Source organism: Microbulbifer mixtoriginis (SeqCode) (assembly GCF_052466865.1).
In genome coordinates this window covers 2,266,489-2,281,860 of record NZ_CP174293.1, presented here as the reverse complement: position 1 = coordinate 2,281,860, position 15,372 = coordinate 2,266,489, and the positions used below count along the sequence as shown (strand labels likewise).

The 15,372-nt window shown below is 49.3% G+C and carries 5 protein-coding genes; 2 read left to right on the top strand and 3 right to left on the bottom strand.

The window, feature by feature from the left end; genetic code table 11:
• A complete protein-coding gene (locus tag ACJJJA_RS10490) occupies positions 1–8,130 on the bottom strand; it encodes an RHS repeat-associated core domain-containing protein (protein ID WP_444904526.1) in 8,130 nt (2,709 codons plus the stop codon).
• Between the two features lie 2,405 nt (positions 8,131–10,535).
• Here ACJJJA_RS10490 and ACJJJA_RS10485 point away from each other — a divergent pair.
• Positions 10,536–12,197, top strand: a complete 1,662-nt coding sequence (locus ACJJJA_RS10485) for a nitrite/sulfite reductase (protein ID WP_444898415.1) — start codon at positions 10,536–10,538, stop codon at positions 12,195–12,197.
• Entirely contained in the window at positions 12,181–12,729 is a 549-nt protein-coding gene (locus ACJJJA_RS10480) for a DUF934 domain-containing protein (RefSeq protein WP_444904525.1), read from the top strand. The genes ACJJJA_RS10485 and ACJJJA_RS10480 overlap by 17 nt, the downstream gene beginning before the upstream one ends.
• A 189-nt stretch (positions 12,730–12,918) precedes the next feature.
• Here ACJJJA_RS10480 and ACJJJA_RS10475 read toward each other — a convergent pair whose 3' ends face one another.
• Together ACJJJA_RS10475 and ACJJJA_RS10470 are read right to left on the bottom strand one after the other, a co-directional pair.
• Positions 12,919–13,527: an IQM protein middle domain-containing protein gene (locus tag ACJJJA_RS10475; protein ID WP_444904524.1), complete on the bottom strand. Its 609-nt coding sequence runs from the start codon at positions 13,525–13,527 to the stop codon at positions 12,919–12,921.
• Between the two features lie 545 nt (positions 13,528–14,072).
• Positions 14,073–14,873: a nucleotidyltransferase domain-containing protein gene (locus ACJJJA_RS10470; protein ID WP_444904523.1), complete on the bottom strand. Its 801-nt coding sequence runs from the start codon at positions 14,871–14,873 to the stop codon at positions 14,073–14,075.
• Between the last annotated feature and the right edge of the window lie 499 nt (positions 14,874–15,372).

The window sequence follows — 15,372 nt, the reverse complement described above, 5'->3', positions numbered from 1 at the left end:
TCACCACCTGACAGTAGTATGATCTTTTCGATATGGCTCATTAAAATGTTTGTACATAAATTCATTTGTCCTTTCAATTACTGGAATTTCATATTTTGCTGGATTAAGCGCGTACTTTAATCCTGACGCTGGCTGTAAAGAATGGAGAGCCTCGTGAAATAGAATTCTTTGAATACTAAAACGATGCCATTTGGGGTAATTCTCTATTGCCCTATCCCACTCTTCAAAAGATAAGTGTTCCAAACTTTCCTCAAATCCGGGTGGAGGGGTCGCACCATATTCGCTATTCAAATCACTAGGTTTAATGGTTATGGTATTTGTTTTTGGATCAAACTCACTACTCCGAACTGTATGATCAATTTTTAAATTGAACTTTCCAGCTTTTTCTTCAATAGCTGCAAACTCCTCATATCCTCTCATTTCTTCTAAAGCTTTTAATATCTCAGCTTCAGACATCAAATCATCACTAGTTTTACCACTGCCATTATGTAAATTCATTTTGGCTATTGAAGTCATTATCGTCGAAAACGCAGCAGTCGCAGCTCCATTAATAAACTTGCCACCAGTGGCCTCAGATACCAGCCCTGAAACCACCATCTTAACGGCTACATGCGTATTTTTCCCAAATCCACCACCAACTCCCGCCGAGACAAAACCGTGCGCAAATTTTCCACCACCCAGTTTTGCCAATATACCTCCGGTTACTCCACGGATTGCAATATTAGTCGGACTCCATCCTCTGGGCATGCCGGAGAAGGCTGCCGCTGAAACTGCTGCAAAGACACCATTGCGGAAAGCTAACCCTATATCTCCTGTTAGTTGATAGGTTTGATTTGCGTTGTACATGGCTAATGCCGCCGGACAACCAGCATTAGAAGCTACACAAATGGCAACTTGTGCAATTGCATTCAAGAATGGCTTGCCGGCCATATAGCGATGAATATCGCGGCTATTAATGAAAGCATCTCTAAACTTATTCCAGGAACTGTACCCAGATGGATCCGTATAAGTCAGCGGATTATTGTGCACATAGGCGTAGCGGTTGTAGCCCTGAACCGAGGTGACCCCATCAATCATTGGGTCCGCAGAGACAAAACGGGCCAGGGTTGGGTCGTAGACTCGTCCATTCATATGGATTAGGCCCACCTCATCCAGCATTTCATGACCGGTATAACCGCGGTTGCTACTCAGGTGATTAAAGGCTCCCACACTGAGGGCGCTAACCGTATTTGCAGGCGCGCCGGCAATTTGTTCCCAGCTCAGTGCATTGCGGCGTTTGCCCCAGGCATCAAAGCTGTAAACCAGCTTGTTGCCCGCAGTATCTTTGGCAACCTGACCGGTGCTATCGGTAATCACATCCAGGGAACCCTGGAGGTCTTTGTGTAAATACTGGGTGCTGGTACCGGCAATTTCATCGGATGCATTCAGCTCGATACGCTCGATAGCAACCCCTGCAATATTGCGGCGATAAAAGCTCTTTATAAAAGCACCGGAGGTGCTGCGCTCAATCACTTTCTCGATGCTGCCGATCTGCAAGGTGGCCACTGTGCCTTTGCCGTTGTCATCCACCCGCTTGAAACGGCTGCGGTCCGGGCCGTAAGAGAAGCGCGTATCATGGCCGCCTTTACTAATCAGGCTGGGTTTATCAAAGACGGTGTAATCCAGCGTACGACTGCCTGAGTCGCTACTCATATTGCCGTTGTCGTCGTAGTGATAGCTGGTATTGCCGGCTTTGGTTACGGCATGAGGGCGTGGGCCACTGTACTCATAGCTACCAACGCCCGTTTTATAGGTGATATTGCCGGCATCATCGTAGCGCACCTCCTGGGTGGCAGCTTGACTGCCGGCTTGATAGAGGCGCGCATAGCGCAGGCGGTTGAGGCCGTCGTACTCAAAACGTTCCTGCAGGTCCTTGCTGTAACTACCATCGCCACTGAGGTCGGTTTTAGAGAGCAGGTTGCCGATGGCATTCCAGTCGTAATGCAGATTCTGCACCTGACCAACACCGGGATTGATATCGGTGAGGATTCTGGTGAGGCGGTGATGTTGTGGATCGTAAGCATAAGTGGTGGTGAGGCCATTGCCGAGCAATACTTCTTCCACCTGGCCGCGCAGGTTCATGCGCTTAACCCGGTAATAATAACCACTATCTGCGGGGGCGGTTACATCACGCACACCCACTTTAAAACCAAATGGGTTGTATACCGTTTCTACACCGCGCAAATAGTCTTTATTATCCTTACCTACTTGCTGGTTACTGGCATCGAAGCTGCGGCTGACGCGGCTGTATTGGTCGTAGGTAACTTTTTCATAAAAGTCCCCTTCGCCATCCAGTACGCCGAGCACGGTGGTAGTCTCGCCCAGACGACCGTAGATATCGTAGTGCAGCAACTTGAGGTAGCTGACATCCTCCATATTGGCATTGCAGCCTGCAGCAATAGCGACAGGGGCCTGGGCTACAGCGACCAACTTTCCATCGAAACGGTATTTGGAGTCACAGCCGGGGTCCTGGTCATAGTACCAGCGGCTGAAGTTCTGCAGGGTGCCCGTTTGGCTGTTACTGTCGAAGCTGGTGTAGTCTGCGCGAGTCACCATGCGGCCGAGGGCATCATAGCTCATGGCGGTGCCCTGCCCCTTTGCGTCCTTCTGCCAGGCCAGCTCACCAAATCCTGTGTAACCGTAAGTCCAGGTGCCCTTATCCGGATCTACCATACGGGTCTTGCGGCCGAGATTATCGTACTCAATAAAAGTTGCCGATGTTTCACCGCCGCCGCTATTTAGGGTGCGCACCTGTTTGAGGTTGCCATCGGCATAGTAGCTGTATTGCAGTTTACCGCCGATATTATCGGTAACCTGAGCCAACTCACCGAGGACATTCTTCTGGGTAACCTTGGCTTGCTGAGCACAGTTCTTAATAGTTTTCGTCAGACCATTAAAGGTAATCGTACTATCGCACTGGCCACTGGGAGCATCCACTTTGGTGGTGCGCCCGAGAATATCGTAGGAGTATGTAGTCCAGCGTGGAGAGCCGCCGCTGCTATAAGGTTCGGAGACCCTTTTAACGCGGGACTGCTCATCGTACTGGGTATCGACAAACACTGAATTACCCAGAAAATCCTGAGTTTGTTTGCGAATCTCTCGGCCCAGGCGATCGTGGTACGTCACGCTCTTGGCCTGCTCTATCCCGCTAGTGGTCACTTTAAAGTGAGACGGCACTCCGGCTATTGTGGGGCAGCCGCCGCTATCAGCACAGAGTGTACTCAAGGTAGTAGCATGGCTGCCGGTCTCGTGGTGTTCAAAATAGCGATTGCCGAATGGGGAATAGGCGTAATGCGTTTCCACACCGCTGATATCCAGCACGCGCTGTGGCTGGCCGAAGGGGTCCATCTCCAGAGCTTGTTCGGCGGTCTGTTTAAGTCCGTTCACCCGATTTAATGCGTAGCGGCCATAGCCGTCAAAACCCGTGCGACCGGTACGGCTTTCGCCCTGTGCATTGGTTACCGTGGATGCAACGCGATTGCCGAAGCGGTCGTGTTCATAATGGGTATGTAACTCTTGTGCGCTACCTTTAGCTACCCATTCATCGGTTAATAGGCCAGTCAGGTTATCGTAATCGAAATGCGCGGTTCGCTGGATTTGCGGTGCCGCCAGGGCTCCATACCTCTGGGTAGTAACACTACTCTCACGCAAGCGCGCCAAGTGCCAGCGATCACTGTTCACCACATTGTCGTAGGTATTACTTGTGGTTTTGCTCTGCACTAAGTTATTAGAAGCATCATAGTGCTTCACCGTTACCGAGCTGACGTTGCCATAGTGAATATCATTGGCTGCGGTGTAGTTGGTGGTTGTTACCACCTTACCCAGATAACTCCCGCTCAGGCTGTAGGATTTATCCTCTGCCTGACGGATATAGGGCATTACCGTTTTGCCCGATACCGGTGCTATGGATTCCAAGGTGTTAATAGAGCAGCTGATCAGGGTGAGCCCACTACCCTCACAGGTAGCCGGGGTTTTGATATTACTGGCATTGGACTCAATCACCTTGGCCGTCTGTGAGGGCATACCGATGAAGGGATAATCCTGACGGTAGTGGGTAGTGGTCTTCACCTCATTTTGCGGGTCATAAGTAGTGACCGACTCAAAACCGAGGAAACCTCGCCCACCACTCTGCATACGCGCGCCGGCGTAGTGGTAATGGGCCTCGACCGTATTGTTATTGTCATTGGCCGCCGGTGCATCGGAGATTACTTTTTGCACCACGTACATCGGTGAGTACAAATCAAATACCGGCGAGCCGCGTCCGTAGTTCAGCTTAAAGGAGCCCTTCTTACGGGTGTAAACATTCGCACTGTTATCATTCAGGCGCGCGTAACGGATTTCTGTTTTTACCCCGAAGCCATTCTCTACAGACTCAAGCACATCCACCGGTTTATCCGTATGCTTGGGCTTGAACACACGCACATATTTATCTGTAGCACCTAGACCACTAAAGAAACCTGAGCGATTGCGCATGTCATCGCAGTGATTTTCTTGCTCATCGCGGTTCGCACAGTTCTCAACAATTTCAGGGCGACCATCACCGGTCAAATCCATCACCAAGTGGCTATGATCATTGGCATCGGCGCCTAACAACAGGCCAGTATCGATAGGACTACCAAAGCCATTGGATTGATTGGGCAGTACATAGAGATACTGGTATTCATTGTTTTCTTTGTCGTTGGCATTGGGGTAAAGAATGTCCACCAGGCCATCCATATCCCAGTCGTACAACTGGATATCGTCATCTACTTGCTTAGGCAGGAAACCTGCGGAGACAAATTTTTCTCCGTTAAAATAGTGCGCACCCCAGGCTATATTTGCATTTAAGCGGAAAAGTAAATCAGGCAGACCGTCACCATTGAGGTCCCCCACCCTATGTTGCACAGAGTCACCCTCGTTCCCATCGGGTAGTCTGCTCGAGAAAACACTGCTATGCCGCCCTCCACTATCCGACATAAGCACAACAAAGTGATAGTCTGTTCTTGACCTAATGCCGTTATAGCAATCTATAGGAAGTTCTGTGCATACCCAGTTCGTTGACATAATCGCGGTCAGGTCTGCAATACCATCGCCATTAAAATCAGCAACGATATCTTCACCGCGGAGTTTTATAGCGGTGCTTTTATTGTATAGACCATCAATTCCCCCGGGCGGGGTAACGGTAGGAAGGAACAAAGATCGCGTAGAATCTTTGCTCACAAATGATAATGCTCCACTACTATTACTGCGCTGCAACTCCCGGATCATTATTTGAGGGGACTGGCTGCTAGAGTGGGTGGAAAAGCCCCGTGTAAAGCGCACAAAGTCGGGTAGGCCGTCGGCATTAAAGTCGTGCATTTGGCCCAACTGATCCTTTTGATAGCTAATTGCTGTGGGGATATCGGTGCTACTAAACCCGCTGCCATTGGATAAATTCACGGCCCAGTGAGTGCCGGTGTCGTCTATCGGCGCATGTAGTAGGTCGTCCTTGCCATCATTGTTGTAATCCAGCAAGTGCCATTCCCTACGCTCATTGGCGCGAATGCGCATCTGTCCAGATTGCAGCGACAACTCACCCCCGACAGTGCCCAAGGCAACGCGAATATACCGTTTCCCATGACTGCCGTCGTAACGGATAAACACCAGGTCTGTGAGACCGTCGCCATTGATATCCCCATATTTACCTCCCTCATAACCTGAGTGGAAGATATTGGGGTTGGCTGCAGCGCTCACCATGCCTGCCCCAGCGGACTGGGCATAGGTAAATATCGTGGGTCTGCGACAGTTACCCTGGACACACTCCTCAACCTCTTCCAGGAGCAAACGTCCTGTAGCGCTTTTCTGGTAACTGAAGTTGTAGCGGCGTAATTCCACCGAGTCCGCACTGGAAGTAATGGCGGTGAGTCGGCGGGTTGCTGCGGTCTTCTGCCCGAAGAGGTAGCCATAGCGTTTATCGCTACGATTTGTATCGTAGTGGAACTGAATCCGATTCAGCGCTGTATAGTGACCATTCGCGGAGTAATCGACCGCTTCAATCAGGTGTTCACCGAGTGCGGTGTCTTTCAGGTAGCTGTATTCGATACGGTTACCAACACTGTCCTCTTGGGTATTTAAATACCAGGTCTTCTCCTGCTGCGCATCTGCGTTCATACCGTAATAAGAGACAGAGCCATCCTTACGGTACACTTCAAAGCCTTGGCCACTGCCAGTGGCACTCGAGACCAACCGTACACGCACGAAGCTATCCACACTTGTACGGTACTCACTGCCGAGGCTGCCATACTGACCAGACACGAGCTTCAAACGCTGGCCATCCAAACAGAACCGATCGAAGGCACTGCCATTAGCACCGTCTTCTTCAAACGTTCTGCGACAGGCAGTGATAACGGACAGCCCACTGATACCCCAGCCAACTCCTAGAGGGCCGTTATTACCGGAACTGCTGTATGTCACACTGAGCGCCGGTGTACTGCCACCGGATGAAGGACCCACCTGGAGCGGAATGGTATAAGTCGCCGCGCCAGATTCAGTCACGCGGAACTCCCCCGGCAATATGCCGACACGATCGGAAGCCAACACACGAGGGTCGGTAGTAGACAGTGTTGTGGCCTTATAGGGAGGCACCTCCACCGTTACCGGTGGCGGAGTTTGGTCAACCTGAACAATATCTGTGGCAACCGTATTTGAGCAGCTACTGAAACTCGATACCTGGTTGCAGGCACGGACCTGATAGGCAAAAAAGCCGTTATCCAGCGACAGCGTTTTGCTCAAATGCTTGAGATCTGTGTGCTTAATTGGGGCGGCTTTACCCCAACTTACCGGCCCCTCTGCAGAAGATGCGGTACCGGCAATAATTTCATAGCGCACGACCGTACCGCTGGCACTCCCCCAAGTGAGATCAACCTCACCGGAACGCGAGAAACTTGCCGATAGGTTAGGAGATTTGGGCGCACCTGGGGTTTTGGCGACGATGACAGATTGGGCACTGCCGGCCGCGGAACAGGTACGCAAATTACAAGCTATCAAGTAGTAGCTGTAGCTGCCGTCATCGCGCTTGAGCGTGGTACCGGTGAGAGGCGCGGGCTTGGCAGAGCTGGTTGTGAGCTCTTTAAGGAACTTACCGTTCTCGTAAAGTTTGTACTTGTAAACCTGCTGGCTGGAACGATCACTCCAGTTCAGTTTAAGTGAACCGGTAACACTATTGCCTATGGCATCCAGCGCCGGGGCCGTGGGTACCGGTTGGTTCCGGACAGTAACAGCGACAGGGGAGCTCCAGCTGGCACTGCAGCCGGAAGAATTGCAGTTTTTACTACGAAGCTCCCAGCTGCCATCGGCGAGGCTGGTGACAAAAAAGGTACTGCTAGTTGCTGTGCTGTAACTATTATCCGCAGGCCAGCTGCTACCGGCTTTACGTTTCTGCCAATGCACTTTCTCAATGGGGCCAGAGCTATTGGAAGTCAGACTTACGGTGCCATCATAAGATTGTGAACTCCCTATAGAGAGCGTGGTCTGGTTGGGTGCAATCACTACAGTAACTGACACCGAGGCAGACCCTGCCTCATCAGGCTCAGAGCAGTTAGGAAATGCCCCCTGCAAGCAAACATCGCAATTGTATTGATAGTGGTAAGTACCACTGACATTTAACGTTTCACGAAAAACCTCACCTGGACCATAGTTTGTATTGCTAACAACTGCAAAACCTCGCCTTAAAGTACACCGCTGCGCTTTTGGCCAGTCAGTGTTAAATAGCAAAGTAACTACACCAGTCTTAGAAACAGACTGAACAACTAGCTCAGAAAATCGTACAGTAATGTCTTTTTTACTCGTCCAAGCACTACAGGAATCGACATTCTTATAAGTACTGCAAGCCTTTACCCGGTAAGAGTAACTACTGTTTTTACTATAAGTGAATGTCTTACTGGTCGATGAAAGACTCCAACTTCCAGAAGTACTGCCTGTCTGCTCCAATAAGTACTTTGTTGCCCCTGAAACGGCACCCCAACTAACCCTATAGTTTCCATTAGAGCTAGCACCTGGCACTACAAAATTCGACGGTACTGCTGGTGCACGGGAAACAATGACATCACCAGAACTTTTAAACGAGCCTGTCAAGCTGCCCTCAACGGCTGCTACTCGATACCTGTAGGTGCCTGTTCCACGCCCACTAAAGGTTTTACTAGTGAGCGTACCAGTGTAAATTCCGCTCCACGAGCCGCCATTTTTCTGTTCCTGTAAAACATATTTAGCGGCACCGGAAACTGCTTGCCAGGAGATTTTTACACTTCCGTTAGTGCTAGATGAAGGAGTGCTAATAGACGCAGGTGTTCTTACAACTGTGATCGCGCTGGAATAAGTATAATAACTACAACCGCTAAAACACGCTTGAACCCGATACTCATATTTTCCTGTTGTGCGCCCAGTCAGCGCCTTCGAATTTGAGCTCCCATGGTAGGGACTGCTCCAAGAACCCCCATCCTTGCGCTCCCACAAGATATATCGACTTGGTTTTGTTGTTGGTGACTTCCAGCTAACAGTGAAACTTCCTGAGGTATTAGTAGCCGGTAAGGAAACAACGCCAGGCTTCACAATATTGACATTAACATTATGAGAGCCGCGAAAAATCATATCACCGGGTTCAAAACATTCACCATTGCGCCCAGGCTGTAAGCAGGCTCTACCCCCGTAGAGTTTAATCGTGTACTTACCACTTGAAAGGGTGAATGTTTTTGTACCTCCACGGGGACTTGTTGAATAAGTGCCATCATAAGCCCCATCCCTGTATACTCTAAATTCGGCTTCTGATGCTCGTGAAATATCTGTGTACGAGATAACAACCTTTCCTGTAGAACTGGATGAAGGCCCAGAGATCCCAGCATAAGCCAGCGAGGTCGTCAACAAAGAAAACAAGTAGAAGAAAAATACAGCAAAAAATAACTTCCAATCCTTGGACACATCAACCCCACAAAAAGACTAAAAATGAAACACACGAAATTGTGGCTAGCTTAACTTAAATCACCACAAAAAAAGAGATAAAAGTTATAAAAAATGTATGAATTTATCCAATTGTCAGGCTGGTATTAAGGTTGTTAGATTTGCCCGGTGACGGCATTACTACAAGTTGTCAGGGTATTCATACACCCACAAGTTGCATTTATATTTTTACTGGAGCTTGGCCACCCCCTACGATATCTTGGAAACCGTATAATCCCGAATGTAATACACCTTAAAACCTCCCGAAGATAGCCCATCAAGCATTTGACCTTTCTTCTCCATATCTTCTAGGGCTGCAGCCGAAAAATGCACTCAATAGAGAGTACCGATCACCCCCACCCGCTTCAGCCTTGCATACAACTCACCTGGATTAGCGGACCAACATTTATAAGCAATTTTTTATAGTCCAACCTGTTAAAAATTTTTTGGGACTTCATGAAATGAAAGAATCGAAAAAATGTGAAGAAAGCTCAACAAGAAAAACTGTCGAAAGCCAAATATTTCAAACTTTTCAAGCTAGATTTACAAAACGACTATCCGTAACAGCCCTACCCCCCTAAAAAATTAATGGATACAATAATCAAAACGAAGGTACCGATAACGCAAACGAGATTTCAAGAATGAAGCATTGGAGATAATAAAGGGAGCGACGAAATCGGGAAACCAGGCCGATGGAGTTCTGCTGGGCTATTCACAGCCCTCCCTTTCCGGCCAGATACCGGGAGGAGCCTCAATGCCGGCTAGGTTGAAGTCCACACCCCTTACCCCTGAAGCCTTCACTAAATATTGATTACTATGCTTTGAAAATATCAACAGAATTTGGGGCATTAATTGGGCCACAGGTATAGTGAGCGATCATAATCGGTAGGCCATCTTGTAAGAATCTCTTGCACTACACTCATGCAGCACCTCATTTTGGCGCACATCGCTAAAAGCATCGTGTGTACCGAAAGCTCTGATAAGAGACAAAGGTGTGCCCACAATCTACTTCATATCAATTCCCTTATTGCTATTGAGGATGCGTTACTTTCGCAGAGAATACACGAGGGGACTCCTAGGAATGCAATCCTGCGAGAGCCGCTATAGCCACCCGGCCAATAAGATCAGAATTACAGCAATCCAGAATCGACATACCTGAGCATCTCTCCCATAGATTCTTAAACCAGTAACCTCCATAACAAGCTCATGACCATTATCGAAGTCCGTAAGGTGGACAACGCAGAAACCCTCTCCATTGGTACTCCTTGGCTTCACGCGAGTTACCCTGGCTAACCCTCAGAAAAGCGTTGTCGCTATAATCTACAGAGATACCCGCAATCAAATATGATCAACGGGAACAGAAAACGCTTACTTGCCGGTTCTCCTAAGCCAGCGGTACCCTCTTATAACTGTTGGTTACAGACATAGCGGAAAATATTGTTATTTATTGCATAAGCGTACTGGTATGTTAGGCGCCAGCGGAGAACCATCCGGGGCTTGCCCCTCTCTCCACCATCCGCGCACAAAGGCAATGGAATCAAGCTGTTATGTATCGATACGACGACCGGGATCGCGCCATCATCAATGATCGCGTTGCCCAGTTCCGCGGCCAGACGGAACGTTACCTCGCCGGCGAGTTGAGTGAGGAACAATTCCTGCCACTGCGCCTGCAAAATGGCCTCTATATTCAGCGACTGGCCCCCATGTTGCGCATCGCCGTGCCCTACGGCCTGCTCAACAGCAACCAGCTGCGCCGTCTCGCCCGCGTCAGCCGAGACTACGATAAAGGGTACGCTCACTTCACCACGCGCCAGAACCTGCAGTACAACTGGCCCCAGCTGGAAGATGTACCGGCTATTCTGGCCGAATTGGCCGAAGTGGAGATGCACGCTGTACAGACTAGCGGTAACTGCATCCGCAACACCACTTCTGACCCCTATGCGGGCATCGCTCTCGACGAGATTGCCGACCCCCGCCCCTACTGCGAGCTAATCCGCCAATGGTCCACCTTCCACCCGGAATTCGCCTTCCTGCCGCGCAAGTTCAAAATCGCGGTTAGCGGTTCCGAGCAGGACCGCGCTGCGATTCGTGTACACGATATCGGTGTGCAGATTGTGAAGCGCGGCGAAGAGATTGGCTTCCAGGTGCTTGTCGGCGGCGGTCAGGGCCGCACGCCGGTTATCGCCGAAACCATCCGCGATTTCCTGCCGGAGGAAGATCTGCTCTCCTATCTGGAGGCGATTGTACGGGTATACAACCAGCTGGGCCGTCGCGATAACAAATACAAGGCGCGCATCAAGATTCTGGTGAAAGCCCTAGGCCCCGAAGAATTTGGCCGCCGCGTGGAAGAAGAGTGGCAGCACATTAAAGACGGGGTAGAGAAATTGACCCCAGAAGCTCTGCAGTGGGCCAAGTCCTTCTTTACCGAGCCTGACTACAAGAGCTTTGATGGTACAGCCAGCGAGGCAGCCCTGCAGCAGCAGGCTGATAGCGACAAGGCTTTTGCGCGCTGGCTGGACCGCAATACTTACCCTCACCGAGTACCGGGTTACCGTGCTATCAAGCTCTCCACCAAGCCAACGGGTGTGCCCCCTGGTGATGTCACCGACCGCCAGCTTGAGGCCATCGCCGATCTGGCCGATGCTTACAGTTTCGGCGAAGCCCGTGCCACCCACGACCAAAACGTGGTATTGGCCGATGTGGAACAGGGCCAACTGTACGAGCTGTGGCAACAGGCGCGCAAACACGGCTTTGCCACACCCAATATTGGCACTCTCACCGATATGATTTGCTGTCCCGGCGGCGACTACTGCTCCCTGGCCAACGCCAAGTCGATCCCAGTCGCCGAAGCCATTCAGCGCCAATTCGACGATATGGATTACCTCTACGACCTGGGCGATCTGAATCTGAACATTTCCGGCTGTATGAATGCCTGTGGTCACCACCATGTGGGCCATATCGGCATCCTCGGTGTGGACAAGAAAGGCGAGGAGTTCTACCAGATACAACTAGGCGGCAGTGCTTCCAACGAAGCCAGTCTGGCCAAGGTACTGGGCCCCAGCTTCTCTCGTGCAGAAGTTACTGGGGTGATCGGCAAGATCCTCGATCTCTACATCGAACAGCGCCAGACAGAAGAGCCCTTTATCGACACCTATAACCGCATCGGCCTGCAGCCCTTCAAGGAGAGAGTCTATGCCAAAGCCAGTTAAGCTGGGCCCACAGCCGGGCAACCCCTCCGAGCTAATTCTCAATGGTGAGGTCAGCGCCAATGATTGGCAGCTACTACCTCAACTGGAGGAAGAGGGAACTATTGATCCAAATAGCCTGCCCTCCGGCAAGCTGATCCTACCGCTGCGCCAGTGGTTAGCCCATCGGGAGGCCCTGGCAGAACGCAGTGCAGAAGTAGGGGTCTGGATAGACAGCGACGAAGGTGCTGAGCTTATCGGCAACGAGGCGAATAATTTTCCGTTGATCGCAGTTAACTTCCCGGCATTTGCCGATGGCCGCGGCTTTACCGCCGGCCGTATGCTGCGCGAGCGCTTTGGCTTTAAAGGGGAGCTGCGTGCGGTGGGTGGCTTTATGCGCGACCAGCTCACTTACCTGCAGCGCTGTGGCTTTAACGCCTACGCCTTTGAAGGCAACCAATCCCTCACCAGCCTAAAAGAATCCCTACAGGATTTTGGGGACAGCTATCAGTCCGGTGTAGATCAACCTCTGCCAATGTTCCGCAGACGCTTCTAAGGTCGATACTCGACTGAGTGTGCCTCTGTCCACATAGGCAAGGGCACACTGCTTCTACCCCGGCATTGTCCTCTTCTATTTCCCCAATTAAATCCCTTGCCTGAAACCCCTCACAAATCTCATATACAGAAAACTTAGGTCGACCCAAGCCCTTTCCAGCTTCCCCCTATTAAGCACTAACCAAACCAACTAGATCGCCGCGTCAAGAAGTGCTAACCCATTACCATAAACAACATCGGGCCCAGCCCCCGATACACGAAATGGTATCTGATTCAAATCCCCACCGAGCGTACTAATAGCAAGCGCCACCCGCTTCAATTCCCGGGCACCTGGCCTGTAGTGGCCACTGTGGTTATTGACCTCAAGTATTTGATAACCAGCACCCAGCACAATGGTTCCTGCACCCAACACCGACCCACCAGCCAGAAATGAGGAATGATGGAAATGACCTAAATTTTTTCTTCCGACATAGAAATTACGCTGTGAATCCACAACATAAATTATGTTGCCCGCAGTGTTTTGCAAGATACCCAGCTCAAACCTTCTTTGCGTAGGAATAACCAGCATGTTTCCTGTAAATGTGGCCAGATGTTTCTGCCTATCCCGGTCGGAGAGATAGCGGACATTGCCATTACGGCCATGAGTCGCCTGGTGATTGGGATGATGAACTTCCGGCCAATAAGGAGTGGCTACCATTTTTGCCCCCCTTGAGCGACCTAAAAGCCCCAGCGTTTTCAATGTAGAACGCAAATGTCTCCAGCGACTTCTTGCTCTCTGTCTTTTCTCTGCCTCAGTCATAAGATGCTTCCTTCCATCCGGTGAATAAAGTTGAAACAGGGGATCTCCCTAAAAGTCACTGAAAGAATATGGAAAGCAGCATGAACAGCTAATGAATACTGTGAGTTTATAAATGCCTCAAGGTGGAAATTACCTTTCACCTGTAAGACCATGTAATGGTACCCAGAAATTTTTAAACCATTATTTAAAAGAGAGTCAAGATAAAAGCTGGCCTCCCATGAAATAGAAAGAAGCAAACTTGATGTTTGAGTTGCATTTACAATACAAGCAATATCTACTGAGAAAACTACAGGAGGTTTAACCAAACCATTTACATCCATCCGGAATGGTAAAACTGTTCAACAGCCCCCTAAAAAAGAAGTACCAGGACCACCGGAAAGCACCCTAATTCCAAGCGGTAGAGCTATGCCAGCAAAAACAAAAGTCTTTGTTGATTTTTTGGAAAAAAAACTAATTTAAGTTCGAAAACAATAAAACTGAGAAGCCGAAAATAAAATACCCACTATCCAAGCTGAATCAGTCAGGTCCCAAACTTTAAAGAAATATCACTTAAGATTTACACCAAACACCCAATGAAAAACCTTATCAAAACTTTGCAAATCTAATTTAGGTCGTTCTTCAATTGAGTTAGCCACTCCGCGATCCAGTTTGGCATTAATCCAGCTATCAAGCTGACCATCCAGAACCACCAACCTGCCTTCATCCACCCCCTTTTTCTGCTCAATCAAATTGACTATCAGCTTGAATAGCCATTCCTCTTGATCATCCTCTAGTAATTCTTCGCACATTTGCATAAAGTTGACTGGAGGGATTGACAGAAATCTTTTTATATAAAGCGCATTCAGAATTGAGCGTATTACATATAACAGCTTTTTAACCTTAATTTCCTTAACACCAGCGTCCTTTTCTTGCACAAATTTTGTATAACAGTTAAACCCCATGCTGATATAGTGATGCGCTAAGGCCCGCGGCTGCCAACACTTGAGTGCCAGGCTCCGAAGTTCATCCAAAACCTCTTGCCGTTTGAAATACACTTTTGGTGAAAACAGCCACTCGATTAATGTCGGATTGCTGCACCTTAACAGTCCCAGGGTTTTATTGATATCCCAGCCAACAAGGTCAAGCTCATCCCCCAAGGTCTTATCGAAAGGCACTTCTACAACATCTCTAGGAGTCCCAAGTGTCAAATAGTGGTTAAGATCTCGCTTGTAAATAAAACGTACATCCCAATCACTATCCGGCGACTCAAAGCCCCACGCCCGACTACCAGACTCACAGGCATATAAAATTTCTATACCTTTCTCAGCTTCAAGTGCTTTTAATTTTTCTTGTACTACCAATTCCATCAATTTCTCTCTACCAATCTACCATGGGCAATGGACAAAAGTTACTATTCAAGAGAGTGACACTGCCTTTGAAATGCCACTATTAGCCCCTTCAACGTAGGGAGTCACCACACGATGAATACTTGCATATACCCTACTCTACCTACCGCCCCTTTTCTGCACCTTGTAGCCACCAACCAAATACCCCAGCAACTATCCGATAAGCACAGGGATAGAGATCAAACCAATCAGCAACCACCGGTCCTGCTTAAAATGCACATCGAAGTGAACTAATGCGGTATAAGCAACTGCACCCATCATTACAACAATGACAAACATTACAAGCCAAGTGACAAAATTTGCTGACAAATTCAAACCGCAGCTTTTACAGACACATTTTATCGAGTTGAGACCACTACACCAGCCAATCAGAGAGATAGGCTTCTCATTACAACCGGGACAATTTTTCACTGTTACTCCAACACCTAAATCTAGCCATAGCCTGGCAACCGAAAACTAA

Bases quoted from the DNA above. Each gene is read 5' to 3' on its own strand.
- ACJJJA_RS10470 (WP_444904523.1), bottom strand. From the start codon at position 14,873: ATGGAATTGGTAGTACAAGAAAAATTAAAAGCACTTGAAGCTGAGAAA.
- ACJJJA_RS10480 (WP_444904525.1), top strand. From the start codon at position 12,181: ATGCCAAAGCCAGTTAAGCTGGGCCCACAGCCGGGCAACCCCTCCGAG.
- ACJJJA_RS10485 (WP_444898415.1), top strand. From the start codon at position 10,536: ATGTATCGATACGACGACCGGGATCGCGCCATCATCAATGATCGCGTT.
- ACJJJA_RS10475 (WP_444904524.1), bottom strand. From the start codon at position 13,527: ATGACTGAGGCAGAGAAAAGACAGAGAGCAAGAAGTCGCTGGAGACAT.